This window comes from Gilliamella sp. B2889 (assembly GCF_026536885.1).
Lineage (GTDB): Bacteria > Pseudomonadota > Gammaproteobacteria > Enterobacterales > Orbaceae > Gilliamella > Gilliamella apicola_E.
On record NZ_JAFNNF010000003.1, the window covers coordinates 196,148 to 217,235 of the forward strand.

Annotated in this window: 10 protein-coding genes; 6 read left to right on the plus strand and 4 right to left on the minus strand. The window is 34.0% G+C overall.

Annotated features, from left to right (window positions below; translation table 11 throughout):
* Positions 1–140: 140 nt before the first annotated feature.
* Positions 141–845: a lipopolysaccharide core heptose(II) kinase RfaY gene (locus tag J3U09_RS05935; RefSeq protein ID WP_065562310.1), complete on the minus strand. Its 705-nt coding sequence runs from the start codon at positions 843–845 to the stop codon at positions 141–143.
* Positions 846–1,340: 495 nt separating this feature from the next.
* On the opposite strand from J3U09_RS05935, the gene J3U09_RS05940 reads away from it, so the two are divergent.
* Entirely contained in the window at positions 1,341–1,637 is a 297-nt protein-coding gene (locus J3U09_RS05940) for a GIY-YIG nuclease family protein (RefSeq protein ID WP_267357509.1), read from the plus strand.
* Positions 1,638–1,726: 89 nt separating this feature from the next.
* Here the strand turns inward: J3U09_RS05940 and J3U09_RS05945 are convergent, their stop codons facing one another.
* From J3U09_RS05945 to J3U09_RS05955, 3 genes are all read right to left on the minus strand, one after another.
* A complete protein-coding gene (locus tag J3U09_RS05945; RefSeq protein WP_267357510.1) occupies positions 1,727–2,713 on the minus strand; it encodes a serine/threonine protein kinase in 987 nt (328 codons plus the stop codon).
* Between the two features lie 12 nt (positions 2,714–2,725).
* Positions 2,726–3,337 (minus strand): ribosome biogenesis GTP-binding protein YihA/YsxC, encoded by a 612-nt coding sequence (gene yihA / locus J3U09_RS05950; RefSeq protein WP_065562307.1) that lies wholly within the window; start codon positions 3,335–3,337, stop codon positions 2,726–2,728.
* A 67-nt stretch (positions 3,338–3,404) separates the two neighbouring features.
* A complete protein-coding gene (locus J3U09_RS05955; protein WP_267330059.1) occupies positions 3,405–4,616 on the minus strand; it encodes an aspartate aminotransferase family protein in 1,212 nt (403 codons plus the stop codon).
* Positions 4,617–4,816: 200 nt separating this feature from the next.
* Between J3U09_RS05955 and J3U09_RS05960 the strand changes: the two genes are divergently transcribed.
* The 5 genes from J3U09_RS05960 to focA all read left to right on the plus strand — a co-directional run bounded on the left by J3U09_RS05960 (position 4,817) and on the right by focA (position 21,053).
* On the plus strand, positions 4,817–5,086 hold the full coding sequence (locus tag J3U09_RS05960; RefSeq protein ID WP_065562305.1) for an oxidative damage protection protein: 270 nt from the start codon (positions 4,817–4,819) through the stop codon (positions 5,084–5,086).
* A gap of 9 nt (positions 5,087–5,095) precedes the next feature.
* Positions 5,096–6,166 carry a membrane-bound lytic murein transglycosylase MltC gene (mltC, locus tag J3U09_RS05965; protein ID WP_065562304.1) on the plus strand — a complete coding sequence of 357 codons (1,071 nt, stop codon included), beginning with the start codon at positions 5,096–5,098 and terminating at the stop codon, positions 6,164–6,166.
* Positions 6,167–6,553: 387 nt separating this feature from the next.
* The gene (locus J3U09_RS05970) at positions 6,554–10,096 is read left to right on the plus strand and encodes a hypothetical protein (RefSeq protein WP_267357511.1); all 3,543 of its coding nucleotides are present in this window, start codon (positions 6,554–6,556) and stop codon (positions 10,094–10,096) included.
* Positions 10,096–19,914 carry an SdrD B-like domain-containing protein gene (locus tag J3U09_RS05975; protein ID WP_267357512.1) on the plus strand — a complete coding sequence of 3,273 codons (9,819 nt, stop codon included), beginning with the start codon at positions 10,096–10,098 and terminating at the stop codon, positions 19,912–19,914. Before J3U09_RS05970 ends, J3U09_RS05975 begins: the two co-directional genes overlap by 1 nt.
* A gap of 290 nt (positions 19,915–20,204) precedes the next feature.
* Positions 20,205–21,053, plus strand: coding sequence for a formate transporter FocA (gene focA, locus J3U09_RS05980; protein WP_218058385.1), 849 nt, complete (start codon positions 20,205–20,207; stop codon positions 21,051–21,053).
* Positions 21,054–21,088: the final 35 nt, after the last annotated feature.

The window sequence follows — 21,088 nt, forward strand, 5'->3', positions numbered from 1 at the left end:
TATTTACCAGTATTTAGAACAGAAGGATTTAAATATTTTTTAGAGCTGAAAAGTATTAAAATGTATGATTTAATATATTGAATTAATTATATTTATTTGCAATAAAATGAGAGAAGCTTGTCTTTCTCTCATTTAATTTATTAATCTTCTTTACCGCGAATTTTACGCGATAAACGTTTAAATCCGTGAGTAAATTTTTTAATTGCCATAGCCATGAAAGGAACATTAATTTTAATACCAAAGCGTTCACGTAATTCGATTGCATCATTGGCTTTAGTTAACCAAATAAAACCGGAGTTAGTTAAGTCGATTGCTTTGATTTTACCCTCTGGAGTTAAAATAAAGTTACCACCGTGAACATCGTTTGAAACAAGATTATAACTATGCAGTTTTTCAATACATGCTTTAACTTGCTCTCCATATTCACGCATTTCATCCCATGTTAATGAGCGTCCTTCTAAAAAATTAAAGATCATATAGTGGCGATTGGTGGTTTTATCAAAAGCAACTAAATAGAGTTCATAAGCGATATCGCATTTATCCAACGAAATTTTAGCTAGCTTACGGATTAGATTAAAATAAAAATCACCAGTTATTTTAGCAATAAGTCGACGTTCTAAACGATGCTCAACACCGCCATCTATTTTGAAAATAAATTTAGATTGATTGTGATTAATTAGATAAGTATATCTCTCAATTTTATCACTTGGATCGAGTAGCTCATGATGTCCTTCTTCGGCCAAAAATTGGTCAAAAAGTTCCAAATAATTTATCTCATCATTTTGTACGTAAGCGAACTTCATATTGCCGCGCTCGATTTCAATAATGTTTGCAAAGTTATTCAAGTTTTAAAGTCCTAAGATACATCAAAAAATGAGTTTATCTTAAACACTATCAAGCTTAAAGTAAATGAAACAGTCAATATTAACAGGTGATGCGTGCGAAAAAATATTGGTTACTAGTTAGCTGATGTTTATTTTACATAAAATTAGCAAAAGGCGGGCAAGTAACGTTTACTACAAAAGCATTTTTGCTATGTCTCAGTGTATTTATTGTCAATAAAGTTAAATCAATCTTTACTCTATTATGCAATTTAGCTTAGCGATTAAATACAAATGAGTTTATTGTTATCAGTTGATAGAATTATACAAATTAGGCTAAATCCTTGTATTAGCATTGTCAAATATAAAAAGGATGATATGACATTAATGTGGCTCTTTGACAAAGATGTCGATCTACCAAACCGATCATCTCTAATAATAGAACGGGACTTTACTGATTAAATTGGTTAAACCGCGTATTATATCCATCTAAATTACATCTGCATTTTAAATTTGGTTATGGGTAATCATTCTGCTATTTGGTTTTTGTATATTATCAGAACGGCTAAACACTCTTTATATACCGGTATCACAACTGATGTCGCCAGGCGTTTACGCCTGCATCAAAATGGTAAAGGTGCTAAACACCTTAAAGGGCATCATAATTTAACCGTTGTTTATCAAATCAGTGTCGGTGACAGATCAACCGCATTGAAACTTGAGTATCGTATAAAACAGCTTTCTAAACAGAAAAAAGAGCAACTGGTGGCAAACGCCCCCGACTTAGTGAATTTATTAACCTTGATCAATCGATGATTTGCTCAATTGCAGAATATTGAATGATATTATTGTCCTGATTTGCAATAGAGGTTATTTGGCGTAATTTATTCTTGATACTGCTCAATTTAAAACATTGACATCAATTGTAGCGGTGGCGCTTTAATGGCTTGACTTTGCCGATTAAATTCAGCTAATTGCTGATACCAAAAATCAGCATCGAGTATCCAAGGAAATGCGATTGGAAAAGCTCTGTCTTGCCAACGCTGAACTATCCAAGCTAGGTAGTGCACCATTCTCATTGCTCTAAGTGGTTCAATTAAACTCAGTTGGTTTATATCAAAATGATAAAACTCTTGATAGCATTCAAGAATGCTATCAAGTTGCAATTGTTGCGCTTTTCGATCGCCATTGAGTAACATCCAAATATCTTGAATCGCTGGTCCATTACGTGCATCATCAAAATCGACAAACATGGCACTATCACGCCATAATATATTACCCGCATGGCAATCAGCATGAAGGCGAATTGGTTGCCAATCGGTATGCCAATGCTGCTCAACAATCTGTATTAAGTGGGTTAAACTGGTCTTGAGTTCGTCATGGATTTTCTTAGGGATCAAATTAGAGGTTAACAAAACTTCTTTAGGCTGATAAAGATATTCTTCGAGTCCAATTGTGGGGCGATAAATAAAAGGTTGTTTTGCACCAATTTGATGAATACGTCCCAGCAAAGTGGCTACCGATTCCATTTGCTCGATATTATCACTTTCATATTGCCGTCCTCCTACACTTGGGAACAGAGCAAATAGGTAGCCTTCATATTCATGCAAAGTTTGACCATTAAAGGTTAATGGCGCAGCGACAGGAATATCAGCTTCTGATAGTTTCTTAGTAAATTGATGCTCTTCAAGAATTTGTGCCTGATTCCAACGATAGGGGCGATAGTATTTGGCGACATATCGTATGCGATCCTCATCAGAAAATTGATAGACACGATTTTCATAACTATTTAAAGCAGTCAGCCCCGAATCAACCCGAATACCAACGGTTGCCAAACTAGCAAAAATAACGTCGGGTGATAATGATTGAAATGAAAAGGCTGAACTATCCATTTTAACGTTCCTTTATTGCTGGCTGAACCATTGGTCTAATTTCTGTTTCAAAGGCTCTAAGCCGATACGTTTTGGCGATGAAAACGGTGCAACAGTAATATCACCTTGAAAAGGTAAGATAGCTTCTTTAACCATGTTAACCTGTTTTTTTAATGCGCCTGAAGCAAGTTTATCGGCTTTAGTTAACAGTAGCATAACAGGAATATCAACTGATACAGCCCACTCAATCATTTGTTGGTCGAGATCTTTAAGCGGATGCCGAACATCCATTAATACAATTAAGCCTTTTAAGCTTTCTCGTTTTTGCAGATATTCGCCTAATGATTTTTGCCATTTGCGTTTAATCGCTTCCGGAACTTGTGCATAACCATAGCCCGGTAAATCGACTAAACGACAATTTTCTTCCACTTCAAATAGGTTAATAAGTTGCGTTCGTCCCGGTGTTTTACTGGTTCTTGCTAAAGATTTTTGATTGGTTAATGTGTTAAGTGCACTTGATTTACCGGCATTAGATCTGCCGGCAAAGGCAACTTCAACGCCACTATCAATTGGTAAATGTGAAATATCGGGTGCACTTAAAATAAAATGCGTTTTAGCATAGTTTAATGGTCGAATGTCGGTCATAAAAAATGTCCTTTAAGTGCATTAACGGCACTTAATCACTTAAAATGCCGTTACTGTATAGAAAAACTTAGGAATTGACAACTTTTTCGACAGCTTTGCTAAGTCGGTTCATTCCTTCGTTTATTTCGTCTTCAGATATAATTAGTGAAGGGGTAAAACGAAGCACATTTGGTCCTGCATTAAGGATCATTACTTTAAATTCGGAGGCAACATTCAAGAAGTCACGTGCTTTATTATGAAACACTGGTTGTAATTCAGCACCTAAAAGTAGTCCTTTACCACGGTATTCTCGAAATACTTTGAATTTATCATTTATATTTTCAAGTTGTTCAATAAAGATTGCTCGGCGTTTTTGAACGCCTTGAAGTACATCAGGTGTGTTGATAATATCAAATGCCTCACAACCAACAGCACAAGCAAGAGGGTTACCACCATAAGTCGTGCCGTGAACACCTGGGTGCATTACCGATGCTATGTCATCGGTTGTTAACATTGCACTGATAGGGAATCCTCCGCCAAGTGCTTTTGCAGAAGTTAAAATATCTGGAACCACATCATATTGCTGATAAGTGTATAAAGTACCAGTTCTCCCCATTCCACATTGAACTTCATCAAAGATCAACAAAGCGTTATATTGATCGCAAAGTGCTCTCAAACCTTTCAAAAATTCTGGCGTTGCTGCATTTAATCCACCTTCTCCTTGTACCGGTTCTAACACCACTGCACACGTATGATCATCCATTACTGCCTTAACGGCATTTAAATCATTAAAAGGGACATGAATAATATCAGCAGGTTTAGGACCAAAACCATCGGAATATTTAGCTTGTCCCCCTACTGATACTGTAAAAAAGGTGCGACCGTGAAATGATTGATAAAACGAGATAATTTTAGTTTTATAAGGACTATATTTTTGCGCCGCATAATATCTTGCTAATTTGAAGGCGGCTTCATTTGCTTCGGCACCTGAGTTAGCAAAGAAAACGCGCTGAGCAAAGGTATTATTAATAATTTTTTTGGCAAGGCGTAAAGCCGGTTCATTGGTAAAAACATTACTTACATGCCATAATTGTTCACTTTGTTGGTGTAAGGCATTAATTAGCCTAGGATGGCAATGACCAAGCGCGTTAACCGCAATCCCTCCTGCAAAATCGATATACTCTTCACCATGTTGATCCCATACTCTACTACCTTTCCCTTTAATAGGTATAAATTTAGCTGGTGAGTAAACGGGTAGGATTACTTTGTCAAACAGTTCTCGTGTTATTTCTGGCTGCATTATACGATCCTTATCTTATCTAACAGTATTTTTCTATTTTATGTTATTTATAAAGATAGTAAAGTAAATATTTATTCATAAATACTGAATTTATATTCATTTAAAAAAGTTGGATATTTTGTATATTTTATTCTTTTCTGCAATTATTTTCGGGTATAATTAGCGATTAATTAATAATCGTTAATAAAATAGGAATAAATATGAGTCGTATTATTTATTGCCATTATTTAAAAAAAGAATCCGAAGGTCTAGATTTTCAGCTTTACCCAGGAGAGCTAGGCAAGCGTATTTATAATGAAATTTCTAAAATAGCATGGCAAGAATGGCTTAAGAAGCAAACAATGTTAATTAATGAAAATAAGCTTAATATGATGAATTTAGAACATCGTAAAAAAATTGAAACCGAAATGATAAAGTTTTTGTTTGAAGGTGAAGATGTGGTTATTGATGGATATAAACCTGAAAATTGAGAGATTACAATGAAAAACAATTTTAAAATTCTAACATTACTCATTTCAGTAAGTTTATTAACAGCCTGTCCTGGCTCAAATAACAAAAAAACTGATGAAGACTATTATATAAAAGATACTAATGCATTTAATATTTTAATAAGTCAGTACGCTAATAATATAGAACAAATCTGGGGACCTAAAGAGGTTCTTATTGCTGGTCCTAAAGATTATGTTCAATATGAAGATAATCTACAAACTCGAGTTCATATCAATTTTGTTTCTGGGATAATTACCATTGAAACTTTATCTGATACACCAATCAATAATTTGAAGGACGCAATTGTATCAACATTACTTATGCCAGAACCTGTTGATATTATCAGGCGAGATAAAATAAGTCAGGATTTATCACAAGAACCTTTTTTATATAACCAGGTTCTTGATCAAGAAAGACAACCAATTCGTTGGAGTGGTAGGGCAAATAGCTTTGCCGATTATTTGCTTGCCAATAATTTAAAAGTACGCTCTTCTGGAGCTCATAAAATCACTTATGTTGAAATCAAACTTGTTCCAAACCACATTAATCAACGTGCAAGAAAATTCTTACCTTTAGTGACTGAAGCCTCAAATCGTTACTTTATTGATGAACGATTGATTTTAGCTATTATGGAAGTTGAATCAGCATTTAACCCATTTGCGGTAAGTCGTACAGATGCATTAGGATTAATGCAAGTACAACAACATACTGCTGGTCGAGACATCTTCAAGTTGCGTGGAAAACCAGGTGAACCGAGTCGTCAGTTTTTACTTGACCCTCGTAATAATGTTGATATGGGAACTGCCTATTTATCTTTACTAAAAACGAAGTATTTAGCAGGCATAAATAATCCAATATCACTACGATATGCAATGATCACCTCTTATAATGGTGGGGCTGGAAGTGTATTACGTACTTTTTCTGATGACCGAAATGAGGCGATCAATATAATTAACTCCATGACACCTCAACAAGTTTATCGCAAATTAGTGACTTCACATGTTTCTCAAGAGTCACGAAATTATCTTATCAAAGTTAGTAGAATTCTAGATAATAAATAAAAAGTATCTATTTTTTATAGGACTATCACATTATTTTAAATAAATAATATTGTGATGGTCCTTTTAACAAATATTAAATTTCTTATGCAAAATTTAATATTTTAACCTTCCCCTTTCATTTCTTAAAAATAGCTTACCACAAGAGTTGTAAATAACGCTTAATGATTTGTTTTATAATAATATTTTGACTTACAACTCTTATCAAATATGAAGTTGCTGGCTATCAATGGCAAATCTAGAATATATCAACATTTTTATAATAAATTTCTAATATTTATATGTTTGTAAATGAACATATAGAAAATTTTCATTTCTTTAATTTTGAAATTTCTTCAGCTCTATTTTTATAACAACAAGATGTATTTAAGTGAAAGGAAATAATAGTTCATGGTCAAATTTAATCGTTTCCGTAACATTTCTTATCTAAGTATAAGTGCTGCATTTTTACTTGGTTCAAATAGTGTTTATGCGAGTACAGAGACCGTACCAAAATTAAATATTATCCGCGATGAATTTAATTCAGCGGAAAAACTAAATTTAAGTATCTATAATCCGAAACTTAAATTAACATCCCAAGGTTTATTCAATACCCCAATGGGGCTTTATGTCTATACCAACTATCCGAGCAAAATAGCAGAATATCAAATCACTATTTATCGCCAATCTGATGTCGATAACCAACATCCAATAAAAACATTGAAGTTTAATGAAATTAGCCCATATGAAGCGCTATTGTGGCAAGGTGATACCGACAATGGAGAACCATTGTCAATTGATAGTGACTATAAAGCGATTTTAACCACGACTAGTCATGATGGCTTAAAAGATAACGTTCATGCCGTTAACTTTAGTACATTAGGCCATGGTATAAAACAAGAGAGTGAATTTATTTCATATAGCAAATCTAATGTTTCTTCCTCACCCGCCACTAACTTGACCTTTGGTAAATTAAAATCAGATAGTACTATTCCTGGTTTTGGAGAAAGTCGGATCGATCATCAAGGCATTGTCAGTGGTGCGCAAGATCGTAAAGTTGTCATTCAAATGGCGGGACTAAAAGATAAAAAAGATGTGATGTTAAATGGTGAACTATTGGTGGTGGACAATAGTGGACGCGCCATGCGAGAGATGATCTTATCGCCAGGAGAGTATCAGTTCGATTTAACTTGGAAAGATGAATTTGGTCAAACTCATTCACAAAACGAAAAATTAGTTGTTCAAAAAGAAAATGATATTTTTTATGTTGGTATTGTTGATGTCACATATGCACAAAATAATGTTAGCGGTGAAGGCCAATCAATAGTAGAAGATGCTGATAGCCATCATTATAGTGGTAAAGGTAGTTGGGATGGTCGAGTTGCATTTTATTTAAAAGCCAATAAAGAAGATTATCGCTTAACAGCTCATTTAGATACCACCGAAACCAAATTAAAAAATGCATTTGGTCATTTAGGTGAAAAAGACCCAACGCGTTTTGTTCGAGAAATCGATCCTCAAGCTTATTATCCAATTTATGGTGATGACTCAACCACTGAAAGTGATGTTGATACCGAAGGTAAATTCTATGTTAAGTTAGAGAAAGGAAAAAATTACGGGTTATGGGGTAATTATAATACCCAAATTACTGGCAATGAATTTGCAAATTTTAACCGAAGTCTATACGGTGCTAAGCTTTACCATGAAAGTGAGCAGACGACAAAATATGGCGATACTCGTACATTAGCTACCATATTTTTATCAAATGGTGAAACACGAGGTAGTCATAATGAATTAGCCTCAACTGGTGGTAGCTTATACTTTTTGAAACATCAACGTGTAACTCAAGGTAGTTTAAAACTTTCGGTCGAAGTACGCGATCGTAACACTGGACGAGTATTAAGTACCAGTTCCTTAACCGAAGGTGTGGATTATGAAGTTAACCAATTCCAAGGTCGTATAATGCTAACTAAACCATTACCAATGACCTCCAGTGGTGGCTCGGGTAGTTCCATTATCGAAGGTGGAAACTTAGTTGGTGGTGATCCAGTTTGGATTATAGCTGAATATGAATATTACTCGGATGGATTTGACCTTGAAGGTCAGAAAGTTTTTGGTGGAAGAGCTTATCACTGGTTAAACGATTATCTACGTATTGGGGGAACTTACCTAAGTGAAGATCAGGCTAGTGGTGATAATTATGAATTGAAAGGTGTGGATTTAATTGTAAGACCAACGCAAGGAACACACACTCAATTAGAATACGCCAAAACTAAAGCGAAAATGAATGATATATTTGTATCGAGCAATGGTGGTCTATCATTTACTGAAACTGTGCTATCAGGTGATACTCGTGGAGCAGCTTGGAAAATAGAACAAAAAATCGATTTTAATGATTTTACCGAAAAAGATGTTCCACTAAGTTTCAAAGGCTATTACTCGATGCAACAAGAAGGTTTTTCATCTTTTGCTAAAGCACGTAGTAGTGATTTAGAAGAATGGGGCGGTGAATTGCGTTATGACTTTGAACCAGATAAAAAAGGTGTATTGGTTGGTCATAGCCAAGAAAAAGATAAAGCAAATTACGTTGAACGAATTACTCGTGCACAATATTACACTGCCTTAGGTGAATTATATAAAACCGCTTTAGAGCTACAACAACGAAATGATCATAATTATGGTAGTGATTCAACTAAAGAAACATTAGTAGCGGCAAAATTAGAACGTTCATTCTTTGATGGCCGAGATAAAGGTTATATCATCCAACAATTAACCTTAAATAAATCAGGTGATGTTGCTGATGATAACCGCACAACGCTAGGTTATAACTCGCAAGTGACAGAAAACATCAATATCGGTGCTGAAGTTTTTGGTTCTAACCGAGGTGCAGGAGGTGGTGTACAAGGTAGCTGGGATGTTAATGAACGAACCAGTTTATACACTAAATTATTAAATGATGTCGATTCAACTTCAGGTCGAGGAATAACTACTGTTTTTGGTGGAAAAACCAACGCGACAAGTAAAATGGAGTTATATTCTGAGCGTCAATTTAAAACCAGCAAAATTGATCACACTACTTCAGATATCTATGGTGTCAATTATAAACCAACTGAAGCGCAATATGTCGAAGGGTCTTACTCTATAGGTCGAGTAAATAACCGTAATCGAAATAGTACCAGTTTGACAGGAAATGATGAAACTCGCCGAGATGTATATGCAGTAGGTTATGGCTTTAAAAATGAAAAATTTCAAATGCGTAACCGCCTTGAATATCGTATAGATGAAGCAAGTGAGCGTATCAAACAATGGGTCACGACAAACCGTGCTAAAACTATCGTAAGTGAAAACTTAAGTTGGCTTACTCAGTTTGATTTTGCTAAAACATTAGGTGAACGCGATGATAAGGTTGTGAGTAACTATACTGAATCAATGGTTGGTTTTGCTTATCGGCCACAAGCCATTAATAATCTAAATCTATTTGGAAAACTAACCTATGTATATGGATTAGATCCTGACGATCAGCTAATCGCAAACTCTACCTCATCAGGCAGTAAAAGTTACACATCAAGCTTATATGATCAGAAGAGCTGGGTGTGGTCGTTAGAAGGGGTTTATGAATGGAATGCAAATTGGGAAACGGCGTTTAAAGCGGCGCACCGTCAAGGGCATTTACGTTACAGAGGCGAAAGTAATTGGTACTCATCAGGCGCAGACTTATATGCCTTAAGAGTCAATTACAAACTTGGCGATTGGGAATATCAGGTAGAAGGAAGAACATTACGCACAAGCTTAGCCGATGACCATAAAGATGGTTTAGTTACCAGTGTTTATCGCAATGTTGGTGACAATATCAAGATGGGTGTAGGTTATAACTTTACTGATTATAACGATAACTTAACACACCTGAATTACCGTTCACATGGTTGGTTTGTAAATGTCGTGGGGAGTTTCTAATGAACAGTTGGCAAAAAGTTAAAAATGGTCAACCGCATTTACAAATGCAAGTGAAATCAGATCAAAAAGTCGAAAACGTTAAAAAGAATTTACGCATATCAGGAGAAAAGATAATGCGAACTGAGCATAACACAAAATCTAAAAGAAGATCATTAATAAAAGTTTTTAATTATAAAGCGATAATAAAACACTTTAATTTAGTGTTGTTCTCATTTTTTATTTCGTTTATGGCTCTATCGGTAGCAAATGCGATACCGATTTCAGGTAAAGTCTTTCTGGATTATGATGGTAACTCTAATAATGTCAACTTCCCATTAAAAAACTTACCTGTTGAACTAAAGGATTATACAGGTGCGAAAATTGCTGGTGTAAACACCGATGAAGATGGGGCTTATGAATTTGATGTATCCTCATTAGGTTCTTATAAAGTTGAAGTAAAAACAAGCAATAATGAAAGTGTATCCAAGTCAGTTTCAGTTAATGGTATGACTGGTGAATTGGGTCAAAATCTATTTTTAAAAGGTAATGGTGGAACTGTTCACCTTAAAGTTAAAGATGATAATAATCAGGGAATTAATGGTATTCCAGTTAAATTGCTTAATGCATCAACAAAAAATGTAATAGTATTAAATACTAATTCTAATGGTGATGTTGAGATAAAAAACACATTATTGAATGATGAATATGCGGTTTACTTTGATTCTGATGTTGATACTTTTTTAAAGGCTTTAAAGTATAAATTATGGGATGTTACTTTAAATGGTATTAATACCTATAATGATAAAATTAAGTTTACAATGAAAGGAGCTGAACAAAGTGGCTCTTTTAATCTCAAAAAGCGAAATCCGAATAAGCTAGATGGTGTCATTGCGTTTGATATGGATAATGATGGACTTTACACAGTCGGTACCGATCCAGGATTAGAAGGAATAAGAGTTGATATTTATTATGAGAATACTACTATCCCTGTTATGGGTACAAATCCAGTTACTACGGGAGATGATGGTTTTTATGGTTTCAGTGATTTAGCTGTAGCAACTTATGATATTGTAGTTTCAAATGTTCCTGCACCTCCATTTAAATACTTACCAAGCGATCTGAGAAAGAAAGCGAAAATACCTAATGAGTTAGGTAATCCAGTAGGTCCTAATTTCGTATTTCAGATTGACCCATATGATACAACTCTATCTAGTATATCAGGTAATGTTTTTGTTATCGGACCACAACAATATCTTAGCAGTGGTCCCGATTCAGGTAAATCGGATAATAATATTTATGATACTAGGGTTGGTAGCCGAGGAATGTCAACAAAAGTTGTACTTTATCAACATACTGGTTCAGAATGGAAAAAAATTTCCACTACAAAAACAGATGGTACAACAGGATCCTACCAATTTATAGGTCTTACTAAAGGTAAAGATTACAAAGTTTCGTTGACTGAATCAGGTATTGATCAGACTAAATTCTATTTCCTCAATGATACTGATGGAAAATCAACGAGTACTTCTCCAAATTCAAGAAGTAGTCATAAAGGTAAAGTCACATTAAGCAACAATACTAAAGATAATATTGCTGGAAAAGAAATTATTATACCTAATTTAAATAATAAGAAAGAATATCAAAACTTCTGGTATTCACCAGTACAAAAAGCTATAGGTAATTTAATGGTTGTTAACTATTTAGAAACAGCTGGAGGACATTGGAGTTGGAGTACAACTTACAATGGACTAGAGGCAAGTTCAGCCAGTACCTATACTAAGATAGTATTTTACGAAGAAGATGGTGTTACCCAAGCAACTGACTCTCAAAATAATAAACTTGAAGTAACTTATAAAAGACCAGGGTATTATGGTTTAAGAGACCTTCAGAATTATTATATTGACCGTTGTGGTTTGTTTAATTATTCGGTTGAAGATTATGATACTAATCTTCTGGAAAAACCTACATCATTACAGAATTTCACGGTGATGCTAACCCCTGGTAGAGTTTGGGACGATAGACTTATTTTTGCACCTAAACAGAAAAATACTATCTCAGGTTATGTTTATTTAAATAATAGTCATCCAGGTACTTTAGGTAGTTATGCTCCTAATAATGATACAGCTATTAAATATAATCGAGTTGTTTTGGATAGGAAAGTTGACGGTGAATGGGTCGAATTTACTAACTTTTCTACTGATGAAAATGGTAAATATGAATTTACTAATTTACCGAATGGTGATTATCGAATTACGGCTAAACAAACATATGGTTTGGCAAGTAATATAAAAGACGGGGATCTAGTTTTTGAAAATAATGACCAAAATAAAGGGTTTAGTATAGATCCAGGTAATAACAAAAAAACCATATCACAAATTGAATTATCAGTTAATGGCGGTAGAGTATTTGATACTAATACCAATTTTTGGTATAAGTTGAAAGTCAATGATTATGTTATTCGAGGTACAGTATACCTTGATACATGGTTAGCTGACAGTAAGCTCCAAACAGGAGAACTTTATAACTCTAATGATTTGCCATTGAAATATGCAACAGTTCTACTTTGCCGTGATGGAAATGAAAGCGATTGTACGGAAAATGGTATAAACTTTCTTGATAAGCAAATCACAGATGGTAAAGGTGACTACGTATTTAATGGACAACTTAATAATGTAACTGTTAATACAGATTATATGATTAAGGTAAAATATGATGGAATAAAAACAGTTACGAACGCGAGTGAGAATTTATATCCATTTTATAGAGTTAAATTTACAACACTTGATGCGCCTATTACTAGAAACTTCCTTATGCAAGGTAAAGGTACTATTTCTGGTGCACCAATTAATGATATAAATGGTGACACGCAATATGCAGGCTATCAAACAATTGAACTAGGTAAAGGAAATTTTGATCTCTATTATTGGGATAAAGATCATTATGAATATTGGGCAGATATTGGTGATTATTATCATGCATTCGATTTAAAATCTTTACCGAAAGGTAAATATAAAATTGTGCATAAGACTAGCACTGGTGATTATATTGATATAGCCGATCAAGATCCTGCAACTCAACCTGGTACATTGCAGTTTGAAGTTCAAGCTGATGGATCTTTAGCTAATGGGATGCAAGCTGATAAACAGTGGTTTATGCAAGCAAATAAAGCTCCAGAAGCGTTAACTGAAGCTGTTTCAGGTAATATCTATCTGGATGTTACTGGTTCAAATGTTAAGAATGAACAGTCAATTTTGTTAACTAAAGAAGAACTAGAAAAATATAATCCTTCCAAAATAACTGTTGAAGGGGTATTTACTCCTCGTCTTTATAATAATCATTACAGTGGAAATTTTGAATCATTATTCGATACACCAGATTTTATAGATAAGGGAGTAAAAGACAACGGTAGATTTGTCTATAACAAGACAAATTCAAGGTTCAGAAATAAATTATATATTTCCAACATGATGTTAAAACTAAAAGGGTTGGATAATGCATTCGAAATAGTAGGTAATAGCGGTCAAACGAAAGGCAACTATTTACCGAGTAAAGTACAAAACGGTTTGGAGTATATGCAGGTAGAAATATTGCAAAATGGTACTCCAGATCAATATTGGTTACTAAGATTAAGAGAAACCACTGAAATTGGTGGAAAACTTTATTACGATTATGATAACAATGGTATTTTTGAACCTAATAATGGTGACGTGCCAATGACAGGGGTTCGAGTAGAGTTATATCGTAATGGTTCTAATAATGTTTACTCATACACAACGACAGATAGTAATGGTAATTATAAGTTTACAAACCTGTTATATGATGACTATAAAGTTAAAGTCACAGCTCAAGGATTAGATACAAGTCGTTATGAATTGAAAAGTTTATCTGACACAATTTCTAATATTAAAATTACACAAAGCAATCCAACTGTACCAAATGGAGCATTAGATTTTCTTTATAAAAAAGAAGGTGATTCCTCTATTTATGGTTATGTGTTAATTGATATTAATAATAATGGTGAAGCAGATATTAGTTTCGATAAAACAGGTGATGTGCCAGTACAAAATGTTACTATCAATTTATATAAAGGACCTACGGCAACTGGTAGTCCATTTAAGACCGTAAAAACTAATCAAATTGGTGTTTATAGTTTTGATTTAGATAAAAATCAACTTAATGATACTTATGTTGTTCAAATTGAGCCTCCTAGTGGGTATGGTGTTATTTCTAATGCCGATAAAAATACCAATACAGTTTTATCGCCAATTAGCTTTAGCTCGGGAAGGCAAAACCAACAAAGTAAATACTTCTTGTTAGCTGGTGGAACAAACCCTAATCCTTCAGCAGGGATTACTAGCCCTACAGCAATAAATAGTGGTATTTCTGGTAAAACATTAATTGATGATCCAGATCCTACAAACTATAAACCATTGAAAGATGTTTTATTGAGTTTGATTGATGAAAACGGTAAAGAGATGGCTCGCCAATATAGCGATGCTAATGGTGAATATCATTTCTATAATTTACCGAGTGGAAATTATAAAGTTAACGTGAAACATCCACCAGCATATTATGTTGTTGTTAGAAATAGTGTGAGCACTACTCAACCAATTGATACTATTTCAGGTATTACTGTTACTAATTCAGGGGTAACGGATAAAACCTTCTTCTATAGCAAAGCAAGCCATGATGGTATCCAAGGTGATATTTATGTTGATTTTAATGATACTAATACTGATACAAGTCAATTGAATGAGTATGCACATTTAATCAATAGTTCACACCAAGTAACAGTTAAGCTTTATGATGGTTTAAATGGTACAGGTCAGTTGTTAATGACACAATTGACAACCAATGGGCACTATCATTTTGCAGATCTTTTATATGGAAATGATGTTGATTACTCAGTTAAAATTGAAATGAACACTCTTCCGGACTATGACTTTAAATTCAGTAAAGCAGGTAATAGGGCGCAAGATATTGTTATTCCTGTAAAAGCATTGAAAGAAGAGGGATCATTAGATAATCACTATGTAGTTTTAGGTAAACAACAACTAGGTGGTGATGTTTGGATAGATAATAATAATGATAAGATTAAAACTGATCAAAAACTGACTAATGATGTTGAGGTTGAATTATCTTATCAAGTACCAAATACAAATACTTTTAAAACGCTTAAGAAGACAAAAACGGCTAACATTGCATTGAATGGTAATGCATCGAAAAATGGGCAGTATTTGTTTGATAAATTACCAAAAGATTATAATTATCAAATTAAGGTTAGTACTCCTAATTCGACTGTATTAGTACCAGCGACTGATATACCGAATAATACTAATACATTCAATTTTGAACCTTTAACTGATAATGATTTTAATAGCAGTACAGCTTTCAAATATACTGGACGAGTATCAGGACAAGTTGTTATTGATGTTGATGATAGCAAAGATAGAACCGGTGCAGACACTAGTTTTGCAGGTGTTAAACTGGTTCTAACGAAAGTATCAAGTTCAACTTTCAGTGGTGGACAAACTTCATTTGAAGCAACAACTGATCCAAATGGTAACTTTGTATTTGATAATATTCCAGTAGGAACATGGGCTATTTCAACAGCATCTTCACAAACAATAACTGATTGGAATAGTTATGTTCTAAATTATACGGCTATTGGAAATAATGTTGTTCCAATACAACAAAGTAATAATTTATCGTTAGAAGTTGAAGTGACAGCTGATCAAAATGTTGTTGATAACATTGATATTGGTTATCGAGGTAATAGTAAGATTACCGGTTATGTCGTTATTGATAGTGATAGTGATGGAGTTTATAGTTCTAACGATATAAGCTTTGGTCAGCTAGCTACTCCTATAACGCCGAAAATAACACTAACTTCGGCAACTAATAAAGCTGGATTTAAAACAAAAGAATTTACTGTTGATGCATCAACTGGTCTTTTCGAAATAACAGGATTGAGCGCTTATAATTATGAAATAAGTAGTAATGTGAGTGATTCTAATTATAAATTAGTCTTTAGTCCTGGAAATCCATCACCTGTATCTGAGACAGCAACTTTTAATGTAAATGGACCAAATGATACAAGTTTTGAAGCAAATCCAAATACAAGAGTGTTTGGGTATCAGTTTGATCGTAAATTATCAGGGAATGTTTATTTAGATATCGGTGGAAATGAGTCTGAAAAAACATTTAATCCAAAACTAGATGGGGCGGTAGTTAAAGTTGAAGGCGAATTGAGTAACAATAAGCATGTAACTCATACTAAAACTGTAGGAAGTAACGGTGAATTTACCTTCAATAATATTACTGAAGGTAAATGGACAGTATCTGTCTCTCATCCGACACGAACTGATTTAACCTATAGTTATTTTGTTGAAAAAGTGGTAACCCCAACTGCTGTCAATAATAATAGTATCACTTATGAAGTAGATTCAAATACTGGCAATGAGATCAAACTTGATTTAGGTATGAAAGGCCAAGCTAAGATTACTGGTAAAGTCGTGTTTGATAATGATGCGGATGAGCAATTGTCATCATTCGATACTGGTGTCGATGGTTTAACCATAAAATTGATAGACCCAAATAGTGATACCGTTATTTATAAGGAAGCGGTATCGAATAGTGATGGTGAATTTACTTTTGATAATTTAGCTAATGGTAGCTACCGAATTAGAGTGACTGACCCATCTAATAAATTAAATGGTTATGTCATTAGCTTTAGTCCTTCTGGTCAAGCATCATCAAATACTGCTTCGGATATTGCGACAATTTCTATTTCAGGCGATGCTGCGCAATCAGATAGGAATGACTTTGGTTATAAATCTAATTTAGGTATAAGTGGACATATCTATCAAGACATTATGGGTAATGGTCAGCATAATACTAACTATCCTCCGCTAGCAGGTGTTGGAATTACCGCAGTTAATCAAAGTAATAATTTAACTATTAATGCAGTTTCTCTTGCAGATGGTAGTTATTCACTAAACAATCTGATTGCTGGTACTTGGATAATTAAAATTTCAAATTCACCGTCAGGTTGGAATTATAGTTATTTTGATGCTGCCGTAGGTAATGCAACTATTAGCGAAGTTAACCCTGGCGAATTGAAAATAATAATCGCGTCAAATGATACGGTAGGAAAAAATATTAATTTCGGTTTGAAAGGTAGTGCAAAAATATCAGGTAAAGTTGTTGTTGACGTGGATGTAAATGATAATGTCGGTTTAAATTATCATGCAGCATCAATTGATAGACCATTAAGCGGTGTAGAGGTTACCCTTAAAGCAAATGGTTTAAACGGTACAACGGCTATTTCAACAACTACAGGAAGTGACGGTAGTTATAAGTTTGAAAACCTTACCGCATATAATGATTATGAATTGACTGTTAATGATAGTAACTTGACTGGAGCTGGCTATCAAATCAGTTTCAGTCCAGCTATGATAAATGGTGGGTCTGCAATTAATCATGATACATTAGCATTAACATCTGCTACTCAAGATCTTGCTCAGATTGACTATGGTTATAAGAGCCAAAAAACCTTGAAAGGAACTATTTATAAAGATGTTTCTGGAAAAGGTGTGCATCAAACATACGATACAACTTTAGCGGGAGTTACCGTTGAGGCAAGAGATGTTAATGATCATAATATAGTATTAACTGCAATTAGTGATCCTAATGGGCAATATGAAATTAATAATATAGCTGAAGGTCAATGGGATGTAACTGTAAACGCAACAGCCGTTGCAGGTTATAGTTACAGTTATGTGATTCAGCCTCAAGGTTCAAATTCAACATCTATAACAAATGGAACAAGAATTAAAATTGAAGCAACATCTTCTAATTTGGTCACAAATGTTGATTTTGGATTGAAGGGACAAGCAAGTATTAGCGGTCAAGTTGTAATTGATGTTGATACTCAAGATGGTAATGCTATTTCATCTCGGGATATCGGTATTGATTCTCTAATTCCAAATTATCAAGTTGAGTTATTTGTAGACGATAATTTAATTGATAAGAAAGCCGCAACTACTACTGGAACAAATATTGATGAGCTTGGTAAATATCAATTTGACAATTTAGCTTCTGGTATTAGTTATAAAGTTAAAGTTAGTATGGGAAGTAATAGTTACATTAGTAGCTTCATGCTTACTGATAGTAATATTGCCGCAACAATCAATAAAACAGATAACTTGATGGAAGAAACCTATCAGTTTGCTAGTGCAACAGATCAAGCTAAAAACGTTACATTTGCTTGGAGTGGTATTAGTGGCATTAAAGGTAAAGTGTTCTTGGATAATAATGATGATGGAGAATATAATCCTTCAATAGATACAGCTATTAATGCTCCAATAACAATTACCTTTAAAAATGTGAATAATCCGTCAATTAACTTCACACGTAATTTAGCTGCTGTTGATATAGATTATGATGTTGCTAATCTTATTCCGGGCAAATGGAGTATTGAAATTGCTGGCGTACCATCAACACTAAAAGCTAGCTTTGACCCTGATGATGCCCATCATAATGCAAGTGGTGAATTAAAATTACCGCAAACTGCGAATATTGCCGTTATAAATATTACAGGTAAGTTATCTGATCAAAACTTTGGTTATATCAATGGTGGTATTATCGAAGGTAAAGTTCTAGATGATAATCAAGGTGCTGGTTTAACTGGAGTATCTGGTTATAAAGGTTTATCTGGAGTTAAAGTTTACTTATTAGATGGTAATAAAAACCATATAATGGATAGAAATGGTCGTCCAATTGTTTCGACCAGCAATGACAATGGTAAATTTAATTTCCGTAATCTAATCAGTGATACTACTCGTAGTACAAGCGCACGTTACTTTATCCGTGTTCTTTATGGCGATTATAATGATGGAACTGTTAGTGTAGGTCGAGGTAATCCTTTATATGATCTAATACCATCATTTGATAAGTATAGAGATGCTAGTGGTAATTTAGTAGAGCATGATTTAATTAATCTCTCTAACCCACCGGCTACAATAAACTTTAATGGTGTAGGTGGTGAACATACTGTACCAGTTATGGTAAATGATGGAACAAGTAATTTAGCATATGGAATTTTATTAGGTTATCGTAGTTCAGATGCTGATATCACTATTGCTAAAATTGCATTAAAAGATAAGGTAACGGTTGGTGATATTGTTCCTTACTCTATTAAAATAACGAATAATAGTTCACGCGTTTCAACGATTAAGATCAAAGACGTTTTACCAGCAGGCTTTAAATTTGTTAAAGGCTCCACTCGCCTTAATGGTAAAAAAGTTGAAGATCCTACTGGAGGAAGAACAGTAAATTCACAACTTATTCAATTAAAACCAAAAGGTGAATTAACCTTTACCTATATGCTTGTTGTTGGTGCTGGTGTCACTCAAGGTGAATACACTAATACAGCTGTAGCAGTTAATTCAATAAATGGAAAAGTTGTATCTAATACTTCTCAGGCAACAGTAACTGTTACTGCTGATCCATTATTTGATGATGCACTAATCTTCGGAAAAGTGTATGTTGATAAAAATGGTAATGGCGTTCAGGACGAAGGTGAAGAAGGCTTAGGTGGTGTAAAACTAGTTACTGTACGTGGTGAAATTATTACAACTGATGCTAGTGGCCGTTATCACATAGTTGGTGTATCTGGTGGACGTTGGGAACGAGGTGCGAATTTTGTTCTTAAATTAGATACAAGATCACTACCGAAAGGCTATGAAGTAATTGGGCGTAATCCTAAAGTAGTGAGAGTATCACCAGGCTTACCAAGTAAAGTTGACTTCACAGTTTCAGAGGAAAAGAGTCAATAACAAATGAATTTGGATCGTAAGATCCAAATTTTAAACTACCTTATTTCTGTCCTTTTCTGATTTATTAGGAAAAGGGCGGAATTTTTTATTTCTAACTGATAATTACATTGTTTTATAATTGTTTATCTCTAAATATTAACTATTTAAGTGCAGAAAAAAAATTGAAAAGTAACTAAAAAAACAATTGGTTAAAAAAAATGTTTTTTTTTAACTAAAAAATTGATGATCTGACTTAAATTAGTAGTATACTATGCGCCTCATAAAAGCATAGTTTTTTTGAGGATGTCAACTTGAGTAATGATAAGCTTGTGGACTCGTTTTCTCCCGCGCAAATGACCCAAATCGCCGAGGAACTTGGCAACTATAAAGTAAATAAAAACCCTACTAGTACCATAGTATCAGCTATCCTTGCAGGTGTTTTTATCTCTATCGCATTCGTTTTCTATATTACTGCTACAACAGGAACTTCAACCGTTGCTTTTGGCTTGGCTAAATTAGTTGGCGGTATCTGCTTCTCGTTAGGTTTGATGCTTGTTGTATGTTGTGGAACAGATCTTTTTACTTCAACTATTTTAACCATTTTACCTAAAATGACACATAAAATTAGTTGGATAAAAATGTTCCGTAATTGGATTTTGGTCTATATTGGTAACTTTATCGGTGCTATACTATTTGTAGGAATTATTTGGTTTTCTGGGCAATATATGGTAGCCAATGGTTTGTGGGGATTGAATGTATTACAAACCGCAGACCATAAATTACATCATACTTTCATCGAAGCTGTATTTCTTGGTTTATTAGCTAATTTAATGGTTTGCTTAGCTGCTTGGATGAGTTATGCTGGTCGCAGTCTACTTGATAAAATGCTAATTATGGTATTACCTGTAGCAATGTTTGTTGCAAGTGGTTTTGAACATAGTATTGCAAATATGTTTATGATTCCTATGGGAATTGTAATTAATAATTTTGCATCACCTGAGTTTTGGACTACTGTTGGGATATCTCCTGACTCATTTAAAGCTTTAACCGTAGAGCATTTTATTGTAAATAATTTAATTCCTGTTACTATCGGGAATATTTTAGGAGGCTTGTTAGTCGCTATCCCTAACTGGGCTTTACATCTTCGTAAGCCACATTGATTTTATAATATTTACCCTTATATAAGAGTAGATAG